The following is a 25,659-nucleotide window of genomic DNA, read 5'->3' as shown; positions in this document are numbered from 1 at the left end:
TGTGTTTTCCTCGTGTTCCTGGCTGTGGCGGTCGGATCAGGGGCGGGTGTCGCCGCCGCGGTGCGCCACATCGGCGACCCAGATGCTGCCCAGGGCCTCCCGTGCCGACTTCTCGAAGTCGAAGACCTCGAAGCCGACCGTCATGTAGAGCGTGTTCCGGTCCGGGCCGCCGAGCAGGCACGCCGAGGCGATGCCGTTGTCCAGCGGCATGGGGACCGCGTCGGTGAGGCCCTGCTCGGTGAAGCGCGCGACGTAGCCGCCGCCCGGCAACGCCGCCCACACGCCGCCTTCGGCGTCGAGACCGATGCCGTCGGGCATGAACGGGCAGGTGGCGAATTCCCGTGGGTTGGAGAGGGTGCCGTCCGCGGCGCGGTCGATCACGGTGATCTTCAAGGCCATGACCTCTGCGGTGTAGACCTTGGTGCCGTCGGCGCTGATCGCGATTCCGTTGGCGCACAGCAGCGGACCCACCTTCTCCGGGGTGCCGACAGTGCCGTCCGGCTCCACCACGACGAGCGGCGACGGCTTCGGCTCTTCGCCTTTGAAGAGGTCGAAGCCGAGCTGGGTGATGTAGGCGCGGCCGTCGGCGTCGACCACCATGTCGTTGGCGGCGGCCGAACAGTACTGCGAGATATCGGCGTACACCGACAGGTCGCCGGGGTCGCCGCCACCGTGCACCAGCACCAGCTTCTCGTGCATGGACACCACGATCAGGCGGCCGTCGGGTAGCCAGCCGAACCCACCGAGCACGATCGGGACGTCGGTGTCCGCGGCGCGGCCGGTCGCGTCGACGACGACGGTGGCGTTGCCGTCGGCGTCGAGCGTCTTGAGGGTTCCGGTGTACATGTCCGAGAACCAGAAGGTGCCCTCGTGCCACCGCGGGCACTCCGGCCACGAGTATCCGCTCGAAACCCTGCGGGCCTCGAAGGTCGTGGCGCCGGCGGCGTTGACGGCGGCAGCGACGGTGTCGACGGGATTGGTCATTGTCTGGGCCTTCCGGGGAAACGGTGACCGATGTCGCCGGCTCCGCTGACGGCGAAAACCGGTACGCGCGGGCTGGAACTCACGCGTGAACTGGGTCACAAGGACTTGGCATGTCAGGACGATAGGGCCCGCATCACTCCACGAGCGCCGCGCTCCCATTCAGCGGGAGCACCGTCGAGCCGGGTGGTTCTCCTCCCGACGAGCGGAACGGGCGGTGTGCACGCGCTGCCCGGCCTGCTGTCATGAACGAGCTGCGACGAGGGGGACGGCACCGCACGGAAAGGACCTTCCACCATGCCCGATCATTCCGACCATCAAGCCATCATCGATGTGCTGAACCGCTACAGCTACGCACTCGACACCCGTAACTGGCCGCTGCTCGACGAGGTCTTCCACCCCGACGCGTCCGGCGACTACGGCGGCTTCCAGGTCGAAGGTCGTTCGAAACTCATCCGGATCATCTCCGGCTATCTCGACCCGTGCGGCCCCTCGCAACACCTGCTGGGCAACCACCGCATCACCGTGGAAGGCGACAAGGCGCAGTCCAGTTGCTACATCCGCGTAGTGCACATCGGCGCGGGTGAGCGCGCGAATCTGCAACCGTACGAGTCCATCGGCACCTATTACGACCGGCTGCGGAGGACCCCCGAGGGCTGGCGAATCACCCACCGCCGCTTCGACGTCCGAATCGAACTCGGCGATATCACCGTACTCGGAGCGCCGCAGAACGCATGAGCACACGACCGGTGAGAGGATACGCCCACAACTATCCCGTGCCAGTTGTGCGAGCCTTCGCGCTCGCTACCGCTCATCCGAGCCAGGACCCCACCCCATTCACGCGCCCAAGCACAGTGGACGATGCGAGGTCAGTCGACCGGGATGGTCAGAGCACGCTTTTCATCTGTTTGGCGACAACGTCCGCCGCGCGCCGAGGTGCGAGCCGCACAAGCCGATCCAGCAGGCTGGCATCCCGGCCGACGAGTACGCGGAAGCTGCCCTTCTCCAGGCCCGCGACGATCGACTCCGCGGTTCGCTCAGGTGTCGTGACCGGAACCTTGCGACCACCGGTGTCGATCATCTCGACTCCGGAGTTACCGGTCAGGGCGGTGCTGATATTGCCGGGAAAAACTGTGGTGACAGCGACATTCGTGTCCAAGAGTTCCTGGTACAGACCTTCGCTGAACTGTTTGACAGCTCCCTTGGTAGCGCTGTAGAAGGTCTGACCGGCAAAGGGAACCAGCGCCGACAGGCTCGAGATGTTGACCAGCCCGGCTTGCGGCCGTTGCCGCAGTTCGGGCAAGAATGCCAGGCACATGTTGACCGTGCCCCAGAAATTGACCTGCATGACCCGTTCGATCCGGCTGCGGTCGAGGTCTGTGACCGGAGCGAACGGGTGAATGATGCCCGCGACATTGATCAGCGCATCGATCTGCCCATGTGCGGCGATGACCGCGGCGGGCAACGCGTCCACCACGGACACATCGGTGACATCGGCGGCATGCAGCGACACCCGATTGCCCCGCGGTCCGGCCAGCGAGCGAGTTTCCCGCAGCCAACCCTCCTGCACGTCGATCAGTGCGACGTGTGCTCCGCGTTCGAGTAGTCGCAGCGCTGTGTGCCGCCCGATTCCGTTGCCGGCGCCGGTGACAGCGACGACCTTTCCCTCGAGTCGCATGTGCCTCTCTTTCCATGTCGTTACGTGCCGGTCCCGCTGCGTGTCTCGGAGTGCCCTGTGCCTCAGGATCCAGCGGCCGCGCGGCCGGCCCGGCGGCCGTAGAAGCTGCCGTCGCCGAGCGAAGCGCCGCTGACGTAACCCCCTGCGGCGATACCGGAAGTGCACCGCCCCGCAGCGAAAAGACCAGGAATGGGCTCCCCGGACACATGCAGAACCCGCGAGTCGAGATCGGTCCTCAAACCGCCGAGGGTGAAGCCGCCCGTGCGATTGCGCAGGTCGTAGGCGGCCAGGGGGGTCCCGATCGGCTTGACCCACTGGGACTTCTTGCCCAACAGCGGATCGGCGCCGTCCTTGGCATGACGGTTGTAGACCTCCACGGTCGCCTGCAAAACCCCAGCGGGGAAGCCCATCTCGGACTCCAGCTCTTCCACGGACTCCGCTACCCACGTGGGCGGTTCACTGCGCATCGCCGCGGTCGTGGAAACCGTGTCCTGCGACTCCTCCAGCGCGGACTCATCGATGATCAGGAATGCCTGGTTGCTCTGGCGGATCAGCGTCGCCTGCCCGATGTGACTGGGATAGGAGTCCTCGGGGATGTATCGCTGACCGCGCCCGTTGACCAGGATTCCGCGCGCCATCATCTGCGGATCGGCGAAGATGGCAACTTCGATGGCATCCATATGGGCCAGCTGAGCACCGAGCGCTTGGGCGACCCGGATGCCGATGCCGTCGTGCTCCTCGATGGCAGCCGCGGGCCGGTTGATCAGCAGCGGTGTGTACGCCTCGACCATCTGCTGGTTGTAGGCGAAGCTACCGGTCGCCAGCACCACACCCCGGCGGGCGCGAATATGGACGAGCCTGCCGTAGCGCTTGGCGACGACGCCGACGACACAACCGCCGTCACCGACGATCAGGCGCTGCAGACGAAGGTCGTACTCGGCGCGCACACCCAGTGACTCGGCCATATCGGCGAGCGGCTTCATGAGCATGTAGCCGCCCCCATTCTCACCGGTGTGCTTGTCCGCCATCTGAGGAAGGTGGCCGCGCGGCGCCGGGGTGGCGATGGTGTTGTACGGCGCGGCGTTCTCGCCGCCGGAGAACATCAGCCCCTGGTCGGCAGGCGGCTCCCAGCCCGGTTCGCCCCAGAACTCCTCTTTGAACGGGACACCCTGCGCGACCAGCCAATCGAAGTGCTCCACACTGCCCTGGCAGTAATCGTGGATCTTCGCCTCGTCGACGCCGGGCCCGAGGGCGGCCGTCATGAATTTCTCCATGTTCTCGGGCGTGTCCTCGAAGCCGAGCGCCTTCTGCAGCGACGTGCCTCCGCCGAGATAGATGAACCCACCCGACAGCGCCGCCGCTCCGCCCCACCCGCCGGTGCGCTCGAGCACCAGGACGTCAGCACCCGCACGGGCTGCCTCGATCGCCGCACTGACCCCGGCGACTCCGTAACCGACGACGACCACATCGGCTTCGTAATCCCACTCGGCGACCGCTGCCATCTGTTCCGGGTGGACACTTCCGACGTCCGACATATATCACTCCTATTCCGTATTACCGGCGATCAATACCGCCGATCGATCGAGGGCTGCGGTGATGCACGAGAGCGGGACGAGCCGATTCGCGTCGCAGCGGTCGGCAAAGCGGCTTCATCCGGAGCCGACACACCGCACAGGAACGAGCAGGTAGGGCCGTCCAGCCATCCTCGTCAACTCGATCGCGCCCAGTATCGTCAGTGCCGGATCGGCGACGTTCGGAGATTCCCACTCAGTGAGAGGATTCCGCGCCGTTCGCCTGGGACGACGCGAATGGCCCTCAACCCGTGGCGTCGCCACGATTCACGGCCGGGCTGGTTCGGTTCGAACGGCCCCGACGATGATCTCGACCAACTCGGGTCGGCAGATCAGCAGATCGGGCAGGTACGGGTCCGCCTGGTTGTAACGCAGCGTAGTGCCGTCCAGACGGGAGACGTGCAGGCCCGCAGCGGCGGCGACCGCGACAGGGGCGCAGGAATCCCACTCGTACTGGCCTCCGGAGTGCAGGTAGGCATCGGCGACGCCTTGCACCACGGCCATCGCCTTCGCCCCGGCCGACCCCATCGGCACGGGCATCGCCGACAGCGAGGTGACGACACGTCGCACCAACTCGGACGGGCGGCTACGTGAGATGGCGATACGCAGGGGACCCGCGGACCGCGATGGTGGCGCCGGAGGTTCACCGGTGTGCAGAACGAGCCCGGTTCCCGGCAGAGCGACAGCCCCGGCCACCGGAACATGGTCGACGGCGAGCGCGACGTGCACTGCCCAATCGGTGCGCGGCGGTTCCCCGTATTCACGGGTGCCGTCGAGCGGGTCGATGATCCAGACGCGTCGTCTGTCCAGCCGGGAGTGATCGTCGGGGCTCTCCTCGGACAGGACCGCATCGTCGGGGCGTAGGCGATGGAGGAGTTCGAGCAACAGTTCGTTGCCGTGCCGGTCACCCGCGGCGCCGCCCTGCTCCCGAATGGCCAACAACCGCCGACCGACTTGCGCGGCCGCCTCGGCGGCAACAGCGTGGTCGTCCATCACCGTCTACCGCGCACTGTCCGGATCGAGTTTTCCTGCTGTTCGCAACAGATCGATGACCTGCTCGGCCAAAGCTTCCGGGGTGTGTGCTCCGCCGGAGTCCAGCCGCAGCTCCGGGGATTCCGGTACCTCATAGGGGGAATCGATGCCGGTGAAGTTGGTCAGCTCGCCGCGGCGCGCCTTGGCGTACAGCCCCTTGTGGTCACGGGACTCGACGACCTCGAGTGGAGCGTCGACGTGTACTTCGAAGAAGTCCTCTGCGCCGATGCGTTCGCGTGCGAGATCGCGCTCGGCGCGGAACGGGGCGATGAACGAGGTCAGGACGATGAGTCCGGCGTCGGCGAACAACCTGGCGACCTCGACCACCCGGCGGATGTTCTCGACCCGGTCGGCGTCGGTGAATCCCAAATCCGCGTTGAGACCGTGCCGGACGTTGTCTCCGTCGAGCAGGTAGGTGTGGAATCCCTGCTCGTGCAGGCGCTTCTCGACGAGATTCGCGATGGTCGACTTACCCGCGCCGGACAATCCGGTGAACCACACGACCGCGGGTTGCTGTCCTTTGGCCTGCGCTCGCACCTGCTTATCGATGTCGACGTGCTGCCAATGAATATTGCCGGCCCGGCGCAACGCGAACTTCAGCATCCCCGCTGCCACGGTATCGCGGGTGAGCCGGTCGATGAGAATGAATCCACCCATGTCCCGGTTCGCGGCGTACGGGTCGAAGGGGATTCGCCGATCCAGATGCAGATCGCAGACCCCGATCTCGTTGAGTCTCAGGGCGCGAGCGGCGGTGTGCTCGAGGGTATTGACGTTGATCGTGTATTTCGGCCGGGCCACCTGGGCAACGGCGCCGCTGGTGGCCAGCTTCATCTCGTAGGTGCGGCCGGGAAGCATCGGGCGCTCGCTCATCCACACCAGATGCGCTTCGAACTGATCGGCGACCTCGGGGGGCGCGCTCGCGTCTGCCAGGACGTCCCCGCGGCTGACATCGATCTCGTCGGCGAGTACGACTGTGACGGACTGGCCGGCCACGGCGAGGTCGAGGTCACCCTCCGCGGTGACCACCCGGGCGATCGTGGTGTCGCGTCCGGAAGGCAGGACCCGAATGCGGTCGCCGGGACGGACGGCGCCGCCGACGATCTGGCCGCTGTAGCCGCGGAAGTCGAGGTCGGGCCGGTTGACCCACTGCACCGGCAGCCTGAACGGCCCGCTGCTGACGCCATCGTCGACCGGAAGCGATTCGAGGTGGCCCACGAGCGTGGGCCCGGTATACCAGGGTGTATCGGCGCTGGTCTCGGTGATGTTGTCTCCCCGCAGCGCCGAGATCGGAATGCAGGTGATTTCGGTGAGGCCGATGCCGGCGGCGAACTGGCGATAGTCGGCCTCGATCTCGTCGAACCGTTGTTGCGAGTAGCCGACCAAATCGAGTTTGTTCACCGCGAGCACGATGTGGCGGATGCCGAGCAGCGAAACCAGGAAGCTGTGTCGACGGGTCTGCGTCAGGAGCCCCTTGCGGGCATCGACGAGGATCACCGCGGCGTCGGCGGTCGAGGCGCCGGTGACCATGTTGCGGGTGTACTGCTCGTGTCCGGGAGTGTCGGCGACGATGAACTTCCGCTTCTGGGTGGAGAAGAAGCGGTAGGCCACATCGATGGTGATGCCCTGTTCGCGCTCGGCGGCCAATCCGTCCACCAGTAGCGCGAAATCCAGTTCGCCGTTCTGGGTTCCGACTGTTCGGGAGTCTTGCTCCAACTGGGCGAGGTGATCGGAGAAGACGAGTTTGCTGTCGTAGAGCAGTCGGCCGATCAGCGTCGATTTGCCGTCATCGACGCTGCCACAGGTGAGAAACCGCAACAGCGACTTGCGCTCGTGGCGGCGCAGATACTCTTCGATGTCGGTCGAGACGAGGTCGTCGGTGGTGTGCGCCATCAGAAGTAACCCTCTTGCTTCTTCTTCTCCATCGACGCCGAACCGTCGTGGTCGATCATCCGGCCTTGCCGCTCTGAGCTGGTGGTCAGCAACATTTCCTGCACAATGGCGGGAAGAGTGGTCGCGGTGCTGGGAATCGCGCCGCTGAGTGGGTAGCAACCCAGGGTCCGGAAGCGCACCATGCGTTGCTGCGGTTGTTCCCCTGGCTGCAGCCGCATCCGATCGTCGTCGACCATGATCAGCGTCCCGTCACGCTCCACCACCGGCCGGGGCGCCGCGAAATACAAAGGGACGAGCGGAATTTGCTCACGGTGGATGTACTGCCAGATGTCGAGTTCGGTCCAGTCCGACAGCGGGAAGACGCGCACGCTCTCGCCTGGGCGTTTGCTCGCGTTGTAGAGCCGCCACAGCTCGGGGCGCTGCCGTTTCGGGTCCCAACGGTGCATTTCGGAGCGAATGGAGAACACACGTTCCTTGGCCCGGGACTTCTCCTCGTCGCGACGCGCTCCGCCGAAGGCGAGATCGAAGCCGTACTCGTCCAGGGCCTGTTTGAGCCCTTCGGTCTTCCACATCTGGGTGTGCAGAGCCGACCCGTGGTCGAAGGGGTTGATGCCCTGGGCGACACAGTCGGGATTGCGGTGCACGATCAGATCGAGATCGGGTTCGGCGGCAACCGCGTCGCGGAAGGCGTACATAGCCTGGAATTTCCAGGTGGTATCGACGTGCAGGAGCGGGAAGGGCAAACGCGAAGGCCGGAACGCCTTGCGCGCCAGATGCAGCAGGACCGAGCTGTCCTTGCCTATCGAGTACAGCATCACAGGACGCTCGCTCTCGGCGACTGCCTCACGGATGATCTGGATGCTGTCGGCTTCCAGCCGCTGCAGGTGGGTGAGACCCGTTGCGGGCTCGTCGTGGACCAGGGTCGTCATGGTGACTCCAGTGATTTCGATTGAATGCGACGCTCCGAGGTCGCAGGCCGGATCGTCAGACGCAGTCGGACGCGCCGTCGACGACGAAGACCGCACCGCTGGTGTACGAGCTCTGCGCTGTGCACAGGAACGCGATAGTGGGGGCGATCTCGTCGACAGCGCCGAAACGCCCGACAGGTATGTGCGCGAGTTCCGCGGCGGCGGTCTCTGGGCGCATCGGCGCCGTCATCGGGGTCCGAATCGTTCCCGGCGCGACAGCGTTGATCCGTATCCCCTCACCCGCCCAGGCAACGGCGAGGTTGCGGGTGAGGCTGATAACGCCCGCCTTGGCCGCCCCATACCCCGGCACGATCGGCACGGCGCGCAGCGCGGCCATCGAAGCCAGATTGATCACGCAGCCGCCACCCGCCGTGGTGGACGCGGCCAGCTTCTCCCGAAGCGTCAGTGTCACCCGGTACATGCCGACCAAGTTCAGTGCCACCGAGCGTTCGAAACCTTCGGGCGACCTCTCGTCGAGGCCGCCGGGGAAGTTGGCCCCGGCGTTGTTGATCAGAACATCGAGGGTCGAGATACCGGCGACCAGCTCGTCGATCGACTCCTCGTCGGTGAGAACCAATCGCCGGTAGTCCAAACCCGTCAGGTCGGCGTCGTACTGCGCCGCGTCCGACCGGGTTCCGGTCACGATGACATCCGCGCCCGCGTCGCGGAACAGCAGCGCGGTCGCGTGTCCGATACCACTGGTCCCACCGGTGACCAGAACCTTGGTTCCGGTGAAGTCGAAACGGATTTCGTTGGTCACGAGTGGATTCCGATCTGCTTGGTGAGCCAGGCCGATTCCCAGAAGTTCGTGCTGTCCTCCAGCAGCTTTCGGTGCGCCCGGACCAGCAGATCCTTGGCCGCTTGGTGCTCGGGTTGCACCTGAACGATCGCTTCGACGAGGTGGAGTGCGTGGATCGGCCGACCGGCTTCCAGGTGGGCGGCCGCCCGATCGATCAGGGCGTCGGCCCCTGCCAGCTCCACGAGGTCGGCGGCGACTTCGGCGGGTGCGACATCGTAGAGTTCGGTTGTCGAACGGTGGTGGAACCACCCCGAGTAGTTCTCCCAGATCGCGCGCACGTTCCAGGGCACCTTGCCGTAGCCCTCCCCTACCGCCAAGGCAGGTGGAAGGGTGATCTCGCGCATCAGGGTGTAGACGTCTTTGCCCGCGTTCATTCCCGCGACGACCGCGTCGTGCAGGTATTCGACAGCGTCGCGCAGTCGGGTGAGTTCCGCCCGGATCCGCTCCGCGCCGACGAGGGGCTCGAAGTGTCCCGTCAGAAGGACTTCGGCGTCGAGGTCGCGGACACGGTCGATGGAATCGATCACTGCGAGTGCGTCGCGGTAACGGTCGCCCCGCATGGTGACCAGGTTCGGAATGTGCCCGAACAGTGCGCCGAAGGTATTGCCAGACAAGCAGATCCGCTCTTCTGGCAGCCACAGGACCAGGGAGTCGGTGGTCTCGCCCCCGGGTGTGGCCAGGAGCTCGAGCGTGCGGCCGCCCACGGTCAGCGTCAGATTGTCGTTCACCTCGATGTCGACGTTCGGGGTGCTCTGATCGGGCACATGGCCGAAACGGTTCTGGGTCGCGATTCTGCCGGCCATGACCTTTTCGGTGAAGGCGAACGAGCTCCTGCTCGCCCGGTAGGCGGCGAGGCGCTGGTTGTCGTCGCGCCAGCGCCGCCAATCGGCCTGGGCCACGACGAGGGTGTCGGGATCTCGCAGTTGATCGAGGCCACCGACGTGGTCGTAGTGGCCCTGTGTCAGCACTACGTAACGAATCGGCGAGTCGTCCACCGCATCGAAATTGGCACGGTGCACAGGGGATTCGAAGCCCATGCCGGTGTTGACCACCACGCGGCCGCTGTCGGTGGTCAGTAGGTAGGCATTACTCAGTCCCGGTGAGCACCAGATCCCTGGCGCCACTTCGGTTGCCTGTTCCGCGGTGGCGGCGGCCATCTGGTCGGCGCCCGGGCGGCTGAGGTGAATCGGCGGCAATGTTTCGAGTTCGCTACTCACGCCATTGTCCTTTCAGAAATATTCGGATCACTGCTGCTATGAACTCGCGCCTTCGACGCGCACATCGAAAGCGTCGAAGTAGTAGTCGAAGCGCGTACGCAATTCCTCGGCGGTGACGCCGAAGTGCCCGGGCAGGTCGTATCGGATGCGCCCGTGCTTGCCGCGAGGGTTGTTGTCGAGGTAGCCCTGGAAACGTTCGCGGACCTCGCTGGTCAGTTCCACTCCGGCACGGTCGTACAGCTGCTCGAGCAGCGGGATCTCGTTGCCGTTCAGATGGTGGAAGCCGATATCGATGCGCCGGTCGGCGGGCACGAGATCGCGGTCGCGCACGCTGGCGCCGAGCAGCCGATGCACCCGGTCGGTCCAATACTCGAGCAACCACGCCGGTTCGATGCTGCGACGGCGCAGCCGATCCGGGTAAGCCATCATGGTGATCGTGGACTGGATCACCGCGACCGGATCCCGGTGGGTGAAGGCGACGGTGGCGTCGGGGAAGGTCTGCATCAGCGGACCGAGCTGCTCACTGTGCTGCGGTGACTTCAGCACCCATGTGCGCGGGCCTCGCAGGAACGTCAACGCCTGCAGAACTTTTCGCATGTACGCGTAGTGTCTGTGCTGGTCCAGCCCGAGATAGAAATCCCGCCAAGCCGGCACCCGGGCGTACCACTCCAAAACGTAGCTCGCGCAATCGAGGTCGAGCAGCTCCACCTCCTCCTCGATCGCTTCGGGGTAGCGATCGTGCATCGCCGCGAGCACCGGCGAACTGGCTTGCAGCGCGTCGTGCTGGTCCTTGGCCTGGCGGTAGCGCACGTCGAGGCCGTCGAGACCGGGCCCCTGACCGGGCACCGGCAACGGCTCCTGACTCTCCCAGTACGGCAGCGACCGACGCCGGGGGTCGGCGGCGATCAGGTTGACCAGATGAGTGGTGCCCGAGCGCGGCATTCCGACCACGATGATCGGCTTCTCGATCGGGATCGACTCGATCTCCGGATAGCGCCTCAGCAGATCCACCAGCGACAGTCGGTTGCGCAGCAATCGCACCACGCGCGAGCGCAGGGTGCGGCGGCCGAGCTGCGTCAACCCTTCGTCCTGCTCCACTGCGTCCACATACGCGGAGAGGCGCTGCCCGAAGCCATCACCGTCGTCCAGATCGGTGGCGCCGGCCTGTGCCGCCGCCTCCTCGACGATTCGGTCGATCTCCAGGCTCACCGGGTTGGCTTCGGCGTAGGCAAGGACTTTCCGCTGGACCTCGCTGAGGCGAGGGGTAGTCAAGTCGTCCAGGACTATCGGTCGGGCGGCATCGGCCATCGAGGGGCCCCTTCACATCTTGCGTACGTCGGATATTCGACTTAGCATTCGAAAGTACGACGCCAATATGGCAGGTACCGACCCGGGCCGTCAAGGGATCCGAGTTCGGCGTCGAACCCGACCAGGAGGTTGCAGTGAGTTCCACCATCAAGCAGGTCCGCGTCCACGGGCCGGGCGCGGTCAGCCTGGACCGTGTCGAGCTGCCGGAGTGCGGACCGCGGGACGCGGTCGTCGAACTGCGCGCCTGCGGAATCTGCGGTAGCGACCTCGGCTACATCCGCCTCGGCGGCGTCGCCGGTCCCGGGCCCGACCCGATGCCCCTCGGCCATGAGATGTCCGGTGTGATCACCATCGTCGGTTCGGAGGTGACCGACCTGCGGCCGGGGCAGTGCGTCGTCGTGCACCCCGGCCGAGATGACATCGGCCGCATCGGGAACGGCTCACCCGAAGGTGGATTGGCCGACGCCGTGCTCGTACGGGATGCCGCCGCCGGCGATCGGCTGTTCCCCGTCCCCGACGACATGCCCTTCGAGATAGCTGCACTGGCCGAGCCTGTAGCGGTGGGCATGCACGCTGTCGACCAGGCCGATCTGGCGCCCGACGACGCGGTGGCGGTATTCGGCTGCGGCCCCATCGGTCTGGCCGCCATCGCCACGCTCGCCGACCGCGGTATCGAGCGCATCGTCGGCATCGAACCGTCGGCCACGCGTCGCCGCCTCGCCGAGGCCCTCGGGGCGAGCGCGACCATCGACCCGACCACCGACGACGTGTGGAAGCAGCTGCGCCTGCTGCATGGCACCACTCCGACGATGTCCGGCGACACGGCTGCCACTACCGGTTTCATCGAAGCGTCCGGGGCCGGGAAGGTGCTGAGCGACATCATCGCCAATGCCGGGCGGGGCTCGCGTATCTCGGTGGTGGCGGTCCACTATGCCCCGGTAGAGGTCAACTTCCTCCACGTGCTGACCAGCGAGCTCACCATCCGCGGCTCCATCGAGTACCCGCCCCGCTTCCGCGACGCCATCGACCTGCTCGAGCGACGGGACCTCACCCCGCTCATCAGCCACCGCTTCCCGCTCGAAAGCATCGACGACGCGTTGAACACCCTGAAACAGAACCGTGAGTGCGGCAAGATTCTGATCGAGATCAACCAGTGACGGCCGCACTCGACGCTCACTCTGACGCGTCGAATATCCGACGTATAGTTCGCGCCATGACCACCGACGCACCGCAGCGGACCGAACGGCAATCCCCGTCGCCACCGACCGATCGCGTCGTCGCGATCATGGAACTGCTGGGCAGCACACCGCAGCGGTCCTACTCGCTGGCCGAGATCGAGCGCACTCTCGGTATCAGCCGCGCCACTGCGCACGCGATCCTGTCCGCGCTCGTCGGTCACGACTGGATCGTGCGCGACCACGACAGCGGTCACTACAGCTGGGGACCGGCGATCGCCGCCCTCGCACGCCCGGCCGGCGCCACCTCCCGCCGCATACGCGCCCGGCTCGGGGAACTCGCCGCCACAATCGGCTGCGAGGTGCTGCTGTTCCAGCCCCAGGGCGACGCGCTCGTCGTCATCGACACAGCCGGGTCGACAGCCGCATCCCCCGCGATAACCGCCGGATTCACGGTGCCGCTGGTCGCACCGTTCGGCCGGGAGTACATCGCCTTCAGCACACCCGAAGCGCAACAGGCCTGGCTCGATCGAGTGGGTCCGACCGAACCGGCCTTCGTCACTCGCATGACCAGGGTTCTCGCGCGGGTCCGAGACCGCGGATACGCCATCGAACGGCGTAGCCATGCCTTCGGCCGCGTCTATGCCGCCCTGCACGCACTGAGCGGCGAGATCGACGCCATCACCGCGCGCCTGGCCGGCGCCGTCGCCGATCTGACCGTTGTCGACTTTCTCGACGACGAGCTCATCGACGGCAACGACCACACCGTCGCGACCATCTCGGCACCCGTCCTCGCCGGCACCGGCGTCATCCCCCTGACCATCACCGCAGTCGTGGTGCAACCACTGACCGCCGAGGCGGTGACAGCCCTGGGCTCCGAGATCCTCGCAGCCACCGTCGATATCAAGGACCTGGTGAACACCTACGGCGACGCCTGACCGGCGGGCCCGGCCTTCTTCAGTCACGCATTCGGCACTACCGGGGCTGGCGTGCTGTCGGCGGTCATGAGGTCGTGCCGGTCCGGTTGGTGACGAGCACACACGCAACGGGCGGGTCGCGGTCGAGGGCTTGACTCGGAGCTGAGTGAAGCCGGCGTGGGAGAGCATGTCCTGGAGCTCTTGGGCTGCTCGGACCGTGGTGTCCCTGGTAGCGCCGGGGCAGCGAGGCTGGCTGACAACGGTGCAGTCCACCAGGCGGTGTGGAGACTACACGGCGGCACCACCTGCCGCCCCGGCGCGTTATGCGTACCTTCACCGCCCAAGCTGCGAACAGTCGTTCGCACCGCATACGCGGCAGCATTCGAAGGTCTTCGACAGTCGCGGTGACAAATTTCAGTCATGAGGGCCGACGGCAATTCGCCGGGCCACTCCCACCGAGCGGAACGCATCCCCCACACGTGGGAGCCGGTCTGCTGCCATGAGCAGGTCGAGGTGGCGAGAGCGCCGCCGGGAAAGGACTCCATGTCATCGGTCGAGCAGATCACCGCGGTGGTGCGCGAGTACGTGTCCCGCCTGTCCACCGGCACCTCGGCGGACATCGCCGCCCTTTACGCCGACGACGCCACTGTGGAAGACCCCGTAGGCGGGGAAGTCCGGCGTGGACGCGACGCCATCGCCGCCTTCTACGGGCCGCTCGACGCCGTCGACAACAGCGCGGAGCTGCTGGTAATCCGGGCTTCGGACACGTGGGCGGCATTCCACATGCGAGTCACCACGACGACGCCGGACCAGGTGATCACCGTAGAGCCCATCGATGTCATGACCTTCGACACCGACGGGCGAATCACCAGTATGCGTGCCTTCTGGAGCCCCGGCGATTTCGTCATCTCAGCCCGCTGAGGGCAGCGTCACCGCCCCGCGGCGAGCCTCGCCGCCACGCGCTCCCACACAGTCGCGTCGGTGCGCGGGCCGCCTGGGGTGGTGGCACCGTAGCGCGCGATCTCGGCCGCGATATCCAACGGAGCGGTCATAGCGGCGCCCGGCCGCAGCGCCTCCTCGACGTGTTCGTCCGGAACCAGCCAGCACACCTCGAACTCGATACCGTCGGGATCGTGACCGTACAGCGCCTTGGTCGAGCCGTGGCCGGAGGCACCGGTCTCGGCACCCGCACACACGAGACGTTCCCAGACAGCCGCGAACTCGGACAACGTCGCGCCCTCCCAGGCGACGTGATACAGCCCAACGGTGCCGGCTGCCGGGGCAGCACGATCCCTGGACTGGAACAGCCCCAGATCGTGGTCATTGACCGACCCCGCGCATATTCCTGTGACCTCCTCGACGACTGCTTCGCTCGTCCGTCCACTCGGCCCCGCAGCACGTTGTCCAGCTGTCCGACAACCATTCTGGTCGACCAGCGAGGGCCAGGCAGACGAGCCGGTCGAGCGGGTGCACGTCCTGCCCGACGAGCACCCCGGGACGCTGTACTTCGCTCTCCCCGCGATGACGAGTTCGGCCGTTCGTTCAGGGCTGGTCGCCCTGACCATTCGACAGCAGAAGCACGGAGAGTATGTCCCGACGTCGAATATCATTCACGATTGCACTATTGAGAGAGTCCGAGACTATCGAGCCAACTCGAATAGCGGGCTTCGCTGCGTGAGGGGTGGCACCAAATCGTGGCCATCGGATTTCGGTAGAAGCAGGTCGAGCAACTGCCACTGCTTGTCCGTCAGAACTTGATGCCGATTACCTGCCAGCGTCGCCACGGCGACCATCGGGCACGATCAGCATCATTGGTTCCAGGGCAGTAGCAGTCGGGTGAGGACTTGACGCAATTCGGCCGGCGGTAAGGGGGCGGCGCCGATCATGACTTGGCGTTGGATCAGTCCGTCGACGACGACGGTAACGGCCTCGGCGGTCGGAGCAGGTTCGGGCACCTCGAGCGTTTCGAGCAGCCGTTGAGTGAACTGCACGAAGGCTCGACGTTGCTGATCGAACAGGTCCCGCAGTTGTGGGTGGAACTGGGCTTCGCCCAGTAGGAGGTGTCTTGCCAGAGTCCGCCGACGTGCCGGTCCGGTGGTCATGGCTTCGATCAAGGAGGCCATGAGTTCGGCCAGTTGCGGGATCGAGGTCGGGTCGAGGGCCGACACATCGGTGAAGTGGGTGACAACGAGTTCGTAGTCGCGGGAGAACAGCTCTTTTACAGCCAGGGCGATGAGCTTGCCGCGGGTGGGCGCGTGATAGTTGACCGCGCCGGGGCTCATCCCGGCCGCGGCGTCGACTGCCCGGTGGGTGAGGCCGCGCACGCCGTGGTCGGCGAGCACCTCGATCGCCGCCGAGGCGATGCTGCGGCGCCGCCGGGCCACGTCCGGACGGGTGGGCTCGCTCATGACGGCATCGTAGAGCGCAGCTGCAGCACCGCCATCGCTGCTGGTCGTCGAAAACGGGGGAAGCCAGAGGCACGACCAGCGACCGGCGCGATCGAGACGCGGCCTTGAAGTGGCCAGTTGTGATCCGGTGCCGCGGAAATCGGGCGTACGCGACGTGTCGGTGAACGGGCCAGTCGACGCACCGGAAGGCATCGACGCCTGGTCGCGGAGAGACCGGATCGAGGCCGTCGTCAGGCTGGCGGGCGAGGTCATGTGGGGTGCTGGCCAGTGCGCGAGCTCAGGGCTCTGTGTTGTGTCACAGAGCTTGGTCGACAGCCAGCGGTGCCGACGCACCTCTTCTAATTTCAACATGTGTTGAGAAGCTGGTGGGTGTCGCGGCGCGCGATGCTGTCGATGATCACGACTGTGGGGGCGATATTGATGATCGAAGAATCGACCGGCGCCGGGCATGCCGCCCCTGGGGGAGAGACGCGTTACCGGGGGTATTGCCCCGAGGACCGGCTCCTGCCCTATGCGCGGTTCTTCACCGAGCGCACGCTGCCCGCACCCGCAGAGGTCGCCGTGGCCTATGCGGGGCGGGCTACTGATCCGCAGCTGATTCCGGAGTTCGACTGTCTGCCCGGCGATCTGAGCCCGAGCGGATACTCCCCGGTGGAGACCGGATACGGGCATACGCGCTCGGGCGTGATGTGGGTTGCCGTGCGGACGGTGATGCCGAGGGTCAGTGCGGCGATGTGGGACTGGTGGTTCGGCTGGCATATCGCCGAGCCGGCTCGCTACAAACTCTGGCATCCCGATGCCCATCTGTATGTCGGTGCCACACAGTCGCGGACCGCCGCGGGGCTCGGTGACCGTGACAAGTACATCGGCAACACGGTCTATGTCGATGAGTACATCGGCGCCAAGCTGCAGCAATTGGCCATCAGCTTTCATGACCCGGCGTTGCTGGGCCTGGAAGTGCCCGATGGTCACACGATCATTTCCGGCCGGGTGGGCAGCAGCGTGGCTCCGCTGGATGTGGGGTGGCTGGCGCATCAGGTCCGCCCCGTGCCCGGCGGGTGCGAGATGCGCAGTCGGTTCTATCTGAATCTGTACGGTCCGCGCGTTCCCGATGCGGGGCAGGCCGCGCGGGCGGTAGCGCGCGGAGCCGCCGTCGATCCCGCCGATCTGATACTCGGGCTGGATATGGCCCGCGAGCTTCTGCTGCACTGCGGACAGGAAATGAACCATCTGGCCACGTTCCTTCCCGAACTCCATCGCGAATTCGCAAGCTAGGTCTCCGCCGCCCGTGCGGCCGCCATGTCCTGCCCGGTCGCGGCGCCGGGGAATGCGCCAGGTATCGCAGCGCGGTGTCCATCGATGTCCATCGACCCGAGCTGAGACGGGTGGAATCCGGGCCGCAGATACCGCGGGAGTTCGGTGAAGAACACCGTCCAGCTCGGGATCACCCCGCGCCGGGTGGCGCGCCAGAACTGCCACAGCCAGAACCGGCCCTTATCCGGGGAGGGGTCGCTGCGATGCTCGACCTCCTCGGCGCCATGCCAGCGCACCAGATCCAGCATCGCCGGATGCATACCCCTGGCCTCGAGAACTTCGGCATCGAGCAGCCATTCCCCCAGCACCGCGGTGTAGTGCTCCATACCGGCGAACAAGCCCAGCCGCTCTTTGAGCCATTGCTGTTTCGCGCGTCCGCCCAACCAGTGATCACCCAGCACGCGATCGACCAGCCAGGCGATCTTGGCGGCGTAGGAGTCCACGCCCAGACCGATGGACTGCAGGTGGCTCCGCGCGGCTTCGTGACTATTGGCGTGCATCGTCTCCTGGCCGATGAATCCCACCACCTCCAACCGCAGCCGTTCGTCCTCGATGCAGGGCAGCGCCTCCGACAGCGCCGCGGCCATCGCCCGCTCCCTCTCGGGCAGCACCAGATGCATGACGTTGACGATGTGGGTCGCCAGCACCTCACCGGGGATGTAGTGCATCGGCACCGAATCGAAGTCGAAACGCACATCGCGTGCGTTTATCGCGTGCGCCTCGTCGCGGTAGAGACGCTTCGTCGCGTCGTCGGTGGGGGCCATGTCGCCAAACCGCATCGTGATGATGCGGGTGTCGAACCTTGCGGTGAATTACAGAGCCGACGCTCGACGGGTGGCACGCAAGTCTTCGGTAGCCGTCTCGGCCACCACGCCGATTCTCACGAGCGGTCTGCCGCATGCGGACCGCCGACCCACGCACGGACTGCTCACCGAGTCACCGAGGACGGCCGCCCCGACGGCTTGCGACCTCAACCGGCCTCAACTTCGACAGGGCTATTATCCGATCGTCATCGCGGCGGACGGACGCACCCGATCGGCCATGGCCCTCGATAACCCTTCGAGGTGACCAGCTACGGCCCGAGGAACAGCCGTTCACACGGCAGCCGCGGCGGTGGGTGCGCGGCGCTCGGATTTTGGAGCAATTCAATCGTGCACCATCGCGATTTCCTCCAATCGTGAAGGAGATTTCCCACTGCCGCCGCCGAGGCGGTGTAGTCGAAAGCGATGCCCGCCAACCACATCCGCAGATGCACATCACCCGATGTCGGCAGGCCACAATCGTGGGACTTTCGATCTCCGCCCGAGAGGGGATGCCTCGACACCGGCTTCGCGCACCGGCAGGTTGGTTGCCGACCCGGCGAATCGGCGCGCGCCCCGCGCTGGATCGACCTTCTGGGACCAGGCACCGATGGGGAGGCGGCCAGGTCCAGGGGGGTGATGGTTCGCGTCGCTGTCGCAGCCATGAGGTCTCACAGTCGGGGGTGCGGGTCGTGCCATGGAGCGGAATCCTGCCTAATGCTATACGGCAACAAATATGGTTGCAATGTTGCAGCGAGAGATCGTCTAATGTGTCGTCGACGACATCGGATCCGCATTCCGATGGCGTGAACGCACGTCGGACTCGCTGCACCGCTCACCGCAGGGCGTGAGGTCGGCAGCCCGCCTGGGCCGGGCAGCTCCACGCCCTGCTGTTTTACCTGGGCCAGCAGCGGCGGGGCCAGCTTCTTCTGATCCACCGCTGCGGTTGAACGGCAACGAAACCCCATGGCGGTACGTCACAGCAGTACGTCGGTGGCGGATGGCGCCGTGTTGGAGCGGATGTGAAATGGGCTCATCGGTCAGCGGGTGGTACGTCGAGCGCGGATCCGGGACGGCCCGGCTCGGTCCGGTCCGGGGTGTCGATGAACGCCGAACTCCACTGGCCGTCCTCACCGGAGGTGTGGTTGGCCTGTTCGCGCGCCCAGACGAAGTGGTGGCGCGCCGAAGCCAGCAGCAGCGGCCCGGTGAGCAGACCGGCCGCGACGAATTTCAGATCGGCGCGCCGTGTCTCGGTCAAGACCGCTCCCACGCCGCCGATTCCCCACAGCCACAGCACCGCGTTATAGGGAGGCAGCAGATTGTGGTCCATGCCCTCGGCCTCATCCAGCCAAGGGAAGATGCCTAGTCGGCGCGACCACGGCCAGTCCACGAAGTGGACAACTACCGATGCGATCGATACACCGGCGTTGAACGCCAGTACCGCTTCGTCGGCTCGACCGCGCGGACGAGCGCTGCGCAGCAGCAAGGCCGGTGCCACCGCCCACAGGACGTTGGTGGCCCGCCTGCCCAGCCACGGTTCCAAGAACACCCCGACCCCCGCCCAGCGTTCGAACCAGTTGTGCCCGGTCCCGCCCAGGGTCGCCAGCACACCGAATGGCCGAAGCGCGGATCGCTGCGCACGCGGTCGACGGCTACGTTGCCGTGTCATGGTCCATCCTCCTAAAATTGATGACCATCAATTAACTGAGACAACCTAGATTAGCCAGAAAAATTGATGATCGTCAATATTTTGTTCTAGACTGGCCGCATGACCACTGCCAAGCGCCGCGGGCGCCCCTCGTCGGCGGAGGACTCACCCGCCGCGACGAACGACATCCTGGCTCGGGCGCTGGCGATGTTCGCCGAGCAGGGCTTTGAGGGCACCTCCGTCGCCGCGCTCAACCGGGAGCTGGGCGTAAGTCACAATCTGATACATCAGCGCTTCGGTTCCAAGGAGGGGCTGTGGCGCGCGGCGGTGGACCGGGCCTTCAGCGCGGTCGCCGAGGAACTCGATCTGGAGTTGGAGTTGGCCGCGGTCGGCGTTCTCGACGCCGCTCGCCTGGCGATCGTGCGATTCCTCGAGGTGCACGCACGCCACCCCGAAATCCTGCGCCTGGTCTCGGTGGAGGGCGCGGCGGCCAGTGCTCGATTGGACTACCTGTTCGAGGTGCACGTGCAACCGCTCTACACGCGACTGACCGCGCCACTGAAGGTGCTCGTCGATGCCGGGGTGATGACCAGCGCCGATGTGCGCAGTCTGCATTTCCTTGTCGCGCACGGGGGGACCTCGCCGTTCAGCCAGGTGCCGTTCGCACGGATGCTCGACCCCCTCGACCCCCTGGGTCCGGATGCGGTGCGGCAGCACGCGGAGTTCGTGGCGGACATGATCGTGGCGGGACTGCGCGCCCGGGGTGCCTGGAACAACGATGGGACTATCGCGTGAAGCTCACCCTCAGTTTCGACAACGGGCCGACCGAGGCGACGGCCGAGGTGCTCGACGTTCTCTCGGAGCGCGGCATCAAGTCGAGTTTCTTTGTCATCGGTGATCGGCTCGCGGGTGAGAACGAACGTGCGCTGGCGGAACGCGCTGTCCGCGAGGGGCATTGGATCGGCAACCACACTATGAGCCACTCGGTGCAGTTCGGCGACAGCGACGATCCGGATCTGCCCGACCGCGAGATCGGTGCGGCCCAGCAGCTATTGGGTTCTTTGGCGCATCCGGGCAAACTGTTCCGCCCCTACGCCGGTGGTGGTGTGCTGAGCCGCCGGGTGTTCAGCACCGCGGCTATCGATTACCTGTGCCGAAACCGCTACACCTGCGTGCTGTGGTCGGCGATCCCGCACGACTGGGATGAGCCCGACCGGTGGGTGCGGCGCTGCCTCGACCAGATCAGCGACCAGCAGTGGAGCTTGGTCGTCATCCACGATCTGCCGACCGGCGCCATGAAGCACCTACCCGAACTGCTCGATCGTCTCGACACCCTGGGTGTCGAGGTCGTCCAGGAATTCCCGCACACCTGCATGCCGATCCGGGACGGCGTGCTGACCGGCGACCTCACCCCTTTTACCACGAACTGACCACTCACCGAGAATTTCGATCGGAAGAAGCCCCCTGACATATCAGAATTCCCCGTGGGCCGAGTTGTCGGGACACTCACGTTGCTGCGGTTCCCGTCCGCATCGACGTTGCGGGACCGGATCACGGCGGTCACCAACCGGGTGGAGGCGCTCCACAGATTCGCCGCGGGGCTGATGTCCGGGGGCAAAGCTGATCGGCCACACCGATCCGGATCATCAGGAAAGGCGGTGACGCCCAACGAGCTGGTCGCCGACTGCGCGATCTACTCCACGGCCCTGGACATCGCCGATGCCACGAACGCACTGGCCGCCGAGAGGCATCCGGTGGACCCGCAGGGCCTGGCCACCATCACCCCGTACGTCGCGGGCATGATCCGCCGCTTCGGAGACCGGGTTCTCAACCTGATCCCATCGGACAGCAGGGCGGCGACCTGTCTCGATCCGAACCCCGCGCTTCGTTCCCGACCGGCGCGAGTTGCCGCCGTATTTGCGTCCCGTGTTGCCGGTCTGTCGAGGTCTTCGCGTCGCTATGGGACTGTGCAGGGGTTGCGCAGCTCGCCGAGGCCCTCGATCGTCGAGCGCAGCATGTTGCCCGGGGCGAGGAACCGTGCCGGGGTGCGGGAATAGCCGACACCGGCCGGGGTGCCGGTGAAGATCAGATCGCCGGGGAACAACTCGCAGATGCCTGACAGGTGGGAGACCAGCGTGGCGACGTCGAAAATCATCTGCTTGGTGCGGCCCGATTGCACGGTCTCGCCGTCGAGGACGGCTTCGATGGCCAGATCGTTGGGGTCGTCGAGTTCGTCGAGAGTGGTCAGCCATGGGCCGATCGGCGCGAACCGCTCGTAACTTTTGGCGAGGCTGAATTGCGGTGGGGTGCCGGCCATTTGTGATCGGCGCTCGGAGATGTCCTGACCGATGCAGAATCCGGCGACGTGGTCGAGGGCCTGTTCGGTAGCGATGTGACGTCCGCCGACACCGATCGCGGCGACGAGTTCCACCTCCCAGTCGCAGGCGTCGGTAGGCAATGGGATCGCGTCACCGGGTCCGGTGATCGCGGAGGCGAATTTGGTGAACACCAGTGGGTTCTCGGGCAGGGCGAGCCCGGTTTCGTCACTGTGGTCGGCGTAGTTCAGCCCGACGGCGAAGATCTGGCGCGGCGCACGCACCGGCGGCCCGAGCCGTGTCAGATCGGCGAGCAACTGCGCGCCCGTCACACGGGTATCGACATGGGGCCGATTGCCGCTGAACCAAGCGCGGATCTGCCGTATGTGCGCGACGGCCTGATCGGGATCACTGGGCAGGACGCCGTCGGAGGCGTTGGCGAGGTCGATGATGCCGGTATCGGTGACGAGCGTGGCACGACCGTCGAGATTGGCGAGCTTCATGAGAGGGGCGGATGTCCTTTTCGGTCGGGTGGGCCGTGCACCGCGGCGACGGTGCGGTGCACGGTCGGCCATGGGGTCTCTGGGATCAGTCGAGGCGGACCGGCGGATCGGTCTGGCTGGCCATCTGCCACACCAGCTCGTCAGGCATGGCGATGATCTGCCGGTAGACCTCGTCGGGATAGGCCATATGGGGTTTGGTCTCGTCGTAGGCCGGTTGGGCCACCGGCTCAGCCGGCCGGGTGAATGGTGCGGGGTGCTTGTAGGTTTCGAGTTCCTCGGCGCTGATGCCGTTGATCTCGACCACTTCCGGGTCAATCCAGGCGCGGTCGTCGATAGCGTCGCCGGTGGTGAGTTCGACCAGCAGACCTTCTGGGCCCGCGAGGTAGACCGACCGGCAGAATCCGTGGTCGATCGGGCCGAGCACGACGATCCCTCGACTGCGGATGCGGTCGCGCAAACTCAGCAGTTCATCGAGATCGCGGACATGCAGTGCGACATGCTGCATGGCACCGGGCGCGACCGGTCCGGTCGGTTCGGCGGCGTGGGTGACCCCGAGCTCGCGAGTGTCGGGGTTGTCGGGGTGGTACACGAACGCGATGTAGGACGTGGGGTTGAGTTCGACGAACCCGTGCCAGGCGCCTTCGGCTCCGTGCATGCGGTACAGCGCCTTGAGCGGCAGGCCGATGACATCGGTGAAGAACGCGATCTGAGATTTGATGTCGCGGGTGGCGATGGCCAGGTGGTTCACACCGATGGGTTGGGCGGCGCTCATGATGGTCAGTCCTTTTCGGTGGCGGAGTCGAGCAGCTGCTTGTGGCACCAGGTCCGCACGACATCGGCGTAGTCGGCGGTGTGGAACAACATCAGCTGGTGCACCCCTTCGGGGTGAATGTGCAATTCGACGGGGCCGGTGGTGGCGTCGACGACGGCCTGGGCCGCGGCGGGAGGGAAGATCGGATCTTTCTCCCCGACGGCGAACAGGATCGGTTTGGTGTTGGCCGACAACGGCACGGCGGGGTCGTAGCGCAGGATCGACGCCCACGAGGCCAGGTCGTAGGTCCAAGTGTTGAGCGGATCCTGATGCTTCTGCTTGCCCGCGCCGCGGAACCCGTAGTCGGTGTCGAAATCGATGTACTGGTCGATATCGAAACGCAGCGCCGGACCGAACAGGGCGACGATCTGATCGAAAGCTCGTGTGCGGAAGGCGTTGTCGGTCGGGATCAGCGGTGAGGACGGGATGGCGAATCCCATCAAAATCGCGCCCGCGAAATCCTGCGACGCGGCGTAGGCGCCGTAGGCGGCGGACGCGCCGAGCGAGGAGCCCTTGATGAACACCGGCAGCCCGGTGGCGGCACGAATGTGATCGGTCAGCTGCAGTGCCGCTTCGATCCACTCCTCGATGGTGAACTGGCCTGCGCGCCGGTCGACGCACGAGCGGCCGTGGCCGGGAGCGTCCATGCACCAGACCTCGGCGCCCAACCGGGCATAGTGTGCGGCGAAATTGTCGTAGATGCCGCCGTGACCGCCGATTCCGTGCTGAACCAGCAGCACGTGGTCCGCGGCCGGATCAGCGAATCGATAGGCGAATGTGTTGCCGACTATCTGTTCTTCTCTGCGCATCGGCCACCTCCATGTGTCCCGCGTCATAAAAGTTGATGACAATCAATAAACCATACAAGTTGATGGTCGTCAACATGTTGACTTAAACTGGGCAGATGGCGACGCAGACGCGAAGAGGACGACCCCCGGCAGAGCTGTCACCAGCCTCGTTGACCGATATCCTGGCCGCGGCGTTGAGAGTGTTCGCCGAATACGGATTCGACGGCACCTCGGTGGCGGCGCTCAATCGTGAGTTGGGAGTGAGTCACAACCTCGTCCATCAGCGGTTCGGCTCCAAGGAGAGGCTGTGGTACGCCACGGTCGACTGGGCATTCGGCGAAATCGCCGACCACATGAGCGTGGATGCGGAGTTGGCCGAGCGCGACCTGCTCGAAGCGGTACGCGTGACGATCGTGCAATTCCTCCAACTGCACGCCACCCACCCACAGATCCTGCGGCTGGTCACTGTCGAAGGCGCCACCGAGGGGCCTCGGCTGACGTATCTGTTCGACGCGCACGTCGGACCGTTGTATCACCGGATCACCGCGCCACTGAAGGTGCTCGTCGACCGCGGCGTGCTGGCCGAGGAAGACATCCGCACCGTGCATTTCCTGGTTGCGCACGGCGCTACCGCGCCGTTCAGCCTGGTCCCTCTGGCGGAGAGGCTGAACCCACTCGATCCGCTCGACCCCGCGGCGGTTCGCCGGCACGCTGAATTCGTCGCCGGCATGGTCGTGGCCGGGCTCCGCGCCCGCGGCGCCTGACCGGCGAGGGCAGACCCAGCTCGGCCACCGACACCGTGCTCGATACACTCGCCGACCACGGCATCCGCACGACCTTCTTCGTCGTCGGTGCCGAGCTCGCACGATCGGGCGCGCGGCGAGCAACCGAACGCGCTGCGGCCGAGGGACATTGGATCGGCAATCACACCATCACTCACTCGATCCAGTTCGGCGACGACGCGGGCGCCCCCGATCTGCCGATCCGGGAGATCGAGGGCGCGCAGGAGGTCATCGGGAGGCTTGCCCACCTCGACAAGCTGTTTCGGCCCTTCGGCGGTGGAGGTGTCCTCGATCGGAGGCTTTTCTCGCCGAACGCGGTGGACTACCTGTGCCGACACGGCTACACGTGCGTGCTGTGGAACTGCATTCCCGACGACTGGGACCGCCCCGACGACTGGGTCGAGCGATGCCTGGCCGACATCATGTCGCGGCCATGGAGTTTCGTCGTCCTGCACGACCTGCCCACCGGCGCCATGCGGCACCTGCCCCGTTTTCTGCAACGGCTCGATGCTCTCGATGTCGAGGTCGTGCAGGAATTCCCAGAATCCTGCGTCCCTATCCGGCGCGGCCGCCTGCAGGGCTCGCTCGATCACCTGATCACAGCGCCCGACAACTGAGCAACCGGACAGGATTCACGACCGGCCAACCTGGGCCGGCGCACTCATCGATGACTTCGTCCACCCGATCCGGGTGTGGTCGCGCGCTGCTCGCTCACGCTGCCATGCCCCGCGATGGGCACCCGATGCGTGGCGCC

The 25,659-nt window shown here is 65.9% G+C and carries 25 protein-coding genes and 1 pseudogene; 10 read left to right on the top strand and 16 right to left on the bottom strand.

The features are described 5' to 3' along the window. Nucleotides 1-36: 36 nt before the first annotated feature. Nucleotides 37-984: an SMP-30/gluconolactonase/LRE family protein gene (locus QMG86_RS15185; protein WP_281880265.1), complete on the bottom strand. Its 948-nt coding sequence runs from the start codon at nt 982-984 to the stop codon at nt 37-39. 294 nt (nt 985-1,278) lie between these two features. Here QMG86_RS15185 and QMG86_RS15180 point away from each other — a divergent pair, with 294 nt between their 5' ends. Further along, nucleotides 1,279-1,719, top strand: a complete 441-nt coding sequence (locus QMG86_RS15180; RefSeq protein WP_281880264.1) for a nuclear transport factor 2 family protein — start codon at nt 1,279-1,281, stop codon at nt 1,717-1,719. 148 nt (nt 1,720-1,867) lie between these two features. Here QMG86_RS15180 and QMG86_RS15175 read toward each other — a convergent pair whose 3' ends face one another. The 8 genes from QMG86_RS15175 to QMG86_RS15140 all read right to left on the bottom strand — a co-directional run bounded on the left by QMG86_RS15175 (nt 1,868) and on the right by QMG86_RS15140 (nt 11,444). After that, nucleotides 1,868-2,659, bottom strand: coding sequence for an SDR family NAD(P)-dependent oxidoreductase (locus tag QMG86_RS15175; RefSeq protein ID WP_281880262.1), 792 nt, complete (start codon nt 2,657-2,659; stop codon nt 1,868-1,870). 62 nt (nt 2,660-2,721) lie between these two features. Then, the gene (locus QMG86_RS15170; protein ID WP_281880261.1) at nt 2,722-4,194 is read right to left on the bottom strand and encodes an FAD-dependent oxidoreductase; all 1,473 of its coding nucleotides are present in this window, start codon (nt 4,192-4,194) and stop codon (nt 2,722-2,724) included. Between the two features lie 303 nt (nt 4,195-4,497). Then, complete coding sequence (locus QMG86_RS15165) at nt 4,498-5,223, bottom strand: 3'(2'),5'-bisphosphate nucleotidase CysQ (RefSeq protein ID WP_281880260.1); 726 nt, start codon at nt 5,221-5,223, stop codon at nt 4,498-4,500. A gap of 6 nt (nt 5,224-5,229) precedes the next feature. Beyond that, nucleotides 5,230-7,152: a sulfate adenylyltransferase subunit CysN gene (gene cysN, locus QMG86_RS15160; RefSeq protein WP_281880259.1), complete on the bottom strand. Its 1,923-nt coding sequence runs from the start codon at nt 7,150-7,152 to the stop codon at nt 5,230-5,232. Further along, a complete protein-coding gene (gene cysD / locus QMG86_RS15155) occupies nt 7,152-8,081 on the bottom strand; it encodes a sulfate adenylyltransferase subunit CysD (protein WP_281880257.1) in 930 nt (309 codons plus the stop codon). Before cysD ends, cysN begins: the two co-directional genes overlap by 1 nt. Before the next feature lie 55 nt (nt 8,082-8,136). Next, entirely contained in the window at nt 8,137-8,880 is a 744-nt protein-coding gene (locus QMG86_RS15150) for an SDR family NAD(P)-dependent oxidoreductase (protein WP_281880255.1), read from the bottom strand. Continuing rightward, on the bottom strand, nt 8,877-10,115 hold the full coding sequence (locus QMG86_RS15145; protein ID WP_281880972.1) for an alkyl sulfatase dimerization domain-containing protein: 1,239 nt from the start codon (nt 10,113-10,115) through the stop codon (nt 8,877-8,879). Before QMG86_RS15145 ends, QMG86_RS15150 begins: the two co-directional genes overlap by 4 nt. 57 nt (nt 10,116-10,172) lie before the next feature. Continuing rightward, nucleotides 10,173-11,444, bottom strand: coding sequence for a sulfotransferase family protein (locus QMG86_RS15140; protein ID WP_281880254.1), 1,272 nt, complete (start codon nt 11,442-11,444; stop codon nt 10,173-10,175). 134 nt (nt 11,445-11,578) lie between these two features. On the opposite strand from QMG86_RS15140, the gene QMG86_RS15135 reads away from it, so the two are divergent. The 3 genes from QMG86_RS15135 (at nt 11,579) to QMG86_RS15125 (ending at nt 14,457) form a co-directional block, all read left to right on the top strand. Further along, nucleotides 11,579-12,601, top strand: coding sequence for a zinc-dependent alcohol dehydrogenase (locus QMG86_RS15135; protein WP_281880253.1), 1,023 nt, complete (start codon nt 11,579-11,581; stop codon nt 12,599-12,601). Nucleotides 12,602-12,657: 56 nt separating this feature from the next. After that, nucleotides 12,658-13,557, top strand: a complete 900-nt coding sequence (locus QMG86_RS15130; protein WP_281880252.1) for a helix-turn-helix domain-containing protein — start codon at nt 12,658-12,660, stop codon at nt 13,555-13,557. 522 nt (nt 13,558-14,079) lie between these two features. After that, nucleotides 14,080-14,457 carry a nuclear transport factor 2 family protein gene (locus tag QMG86_RS15125; protein ID WP_281880251.1) on the top strand — a complete coding sequence of 126 codons (378 nt, stop codon included), beginning with the start codon at nt 14,080-14,082 and terminating at the stop codon, nt 14,455-14,457. An 8-nt stretch (nt 14,458-14,465) separates the two neighbouring features. Here QMG86_RS15125 and QMG86_RS15120 read toward each other — a convergent pair whose 3' ends face one another. Together QMG86_RS15120 and QMG86_RS15115 are read right to left on the bottom strand one after the other, a co-directional pair. Further along, entirely contained in the window at nt 14,466-14,732 is a 267-nt protein-coding gene (locus QMG86_RS15120; protein WP_434086183.1) for a VOC family protein, read from the bottom strand. Between the two features lie 612 nt (nt 14,733-15,344). Continuing rightward, nucleotides 15,345-16,196: a TetR/AcrR family transcriptional regulator gene (locus QMG86_RS15115; protein WP_281880250.1), complete on the bottom strand. Its 852-nt coding sequence runs from the start codon at nt 16,194-16,196 to the stop codon at nt 15,345-15,347. 99 nt (nt 16,197-16,295) lie between these two features. Between QMG86_RS15115 and QMG86_RS15110 the strand changes: the two genes are divergently transcribed. Next, nucleotides 16,296-17,219 (top strand): DAPG hydrolase family protein, encoded by a 924-nt coding sequence (locus tag QMG86_RS15110; protein ID WP_281880249.1) that lies wholly within the window; start codon nt 16,296-16,298, stop codon nt 17,217-17,219. Nucleotides 17,220-17,262: 43 nt separating this feature from the next. Here the strand turns inward: QMG86_RS15110 and QMG86_RS15105 are convergent. Together QMG86_RS15105 and QMG86_RS15100 are read right to left on the bottom strand one after the other, a co-directional pair. After that, a pseudogene (locus QMG86_RS15105) lies at nt 17,263-18,037 on the bottom strand (metal-dependent hydrolase); the annotation flags it as partial. A gap of 1,054 nt (nt 18,038-19,091) precedes the next feature. Next, nucleotides 19,092-19,727 (bottom strand): hypothetical protein, encoded by a 636-nt coding sequence (locus QMG86_RS15100; protein WP_281880248.1) that lies wholly within the window; start codon nt 19,725-19,727, stop codon nt 19,092-19,094. Nucleotides 19,728-19,826: 99 nt separating this feature from the next. Here QMG86_RS15100 and QMG86_RS15095 point away from each other — a divergent pair, with 99 nt between their 5' ends. From QMG86_RS15095 to QMG86_RS33560, 3 genes are read left to right on the top strand one after another with little or no spacing between them, the layout of a single operon-like run. After that, nucleotides 19,827-20,501 carry a TetR/AcrR family transcriptional regulator gene (locus tag QMG86_RS15095; protein ID WP_281880246.1) on the top strand — a complete coding sequence of 225 codons (675 nt, stop codon included), beginning with the start codon at nt 19,827-19,829 and terminating at the stop codon, nt 20,499-20,501. Next, a complete protein-coding gene (locus QMG86_RS15090) occupies nt 20,498-21,136 on the top strand; it encodes a polysaccharide deacetylase family protein (RefSeq protein ID WP_281880245.1) in 639 nt (212 codons plus the stop codon). Before QMG86_RS15095 ends, QMG86_RS15090 begins: the two co-directional genes overlap by 4 nt. 54 nt (nt 21,137-21,190) lie before the next feature. Beyond that, complete coding sequence (locus QMG86_RS33560) at nt 21,191-21,763, top strand: Tn3 family transposase (protein WP_350356391.1); 573 nt, start codon at nt 21,191-21,193, stop codon at nt 21,761-21,763. Here QMG86_RS33560 and QMG86_RS15085 read toward each other — a convergent pair. From QMG86_RS15085 to QMG86_RS15075, 3 genes are all read right to left on the bottom strand, one after another. Next, nucleotides 21,664-22,524 (bottom strand): fumarylacetoacetate hydrolase family protein, encoded by an 861-nt coding sequence (locus QMG86_RS15085; RefSeq protein ID WP_281880244.1) that lies wholly within the window; start codon nt 22,522-22,524, stop codon nt 21,664-21,666. The two genes, QMG86_RS33560 and QMG86_RS15085, sit on opposite strands and share 100 nt — an antisense overlap. 85 nt (nt 22,525-22,609) lie before the next feature. Next, a complete protein-coding gene (locus QMG86_RS15080) occupies nt 22,610-23,296 on the bottom strand; it encodes a VOC family protein (RefSeq protein WP_281880243.1) in 687 nt (228 codons plus the stop codon). A 5-nt stretch (nt 23,297-23,301) separates the two neighbouring features. After that, nucleotides 23,302-24,144, bottom strand: a complete 843-nt coding sequence (locus QMG86_RS15075; protein WP_281880242.1) for an alpha/beta hydrolase — start codon at nt 24,142-24,144, stop codon at nt 23,302-23,304. A gap of 212 nt (nt 24,145-24,356) precedes the next feature. On the opposite strand from QMG86_RS15075, the gene QMG86_RS15070 reads away from it, so the two are divergent. Together QMG86_RS15070 and QMG86_RS15065 are read left to right on the top strand one after the other, a co-directional pair. Beyond that, a complete protein-coding gene (locus QMG86_RS15070; RefSeq protein ID WP_281880241.1) occupies nt 24,357-24,887 on the top strand; it encodes a TetR/AcrR family transcriptional regulator in 531 nt (176 codons plus the stop codon). Then, nucleotides 24,839-25,522 (top strand): polysaccharide deacetylase family protein, encoded by a 684-nt coding sequence (locus tag QMG86_RS15065; RefSeq protein ID WP_350356408.1) that lies wholly within the window; start codon nt 24,839-24,841, stop codon nt 25,520-25,522. Before QMG86_RS15070 ends, QMG86_RS15065 begins: the two co-directional genes overlap by 49 nt. Nucleotides 25,523-25,659 lie beyond the last annotated feature (137 nt).

The organism is Nocardia sputorum (assembly GCF_027924405.1).
Taxonomy (GTDB): Bacteria; Actinomycetota; Actinomycetes; order Mycobacteriales; family Mycobacteriaceae; genus Nocardia; species Nocardia sputorum.
This window is presented reverse-complemented; position numbering and strand designations above follow the sequence as displayed.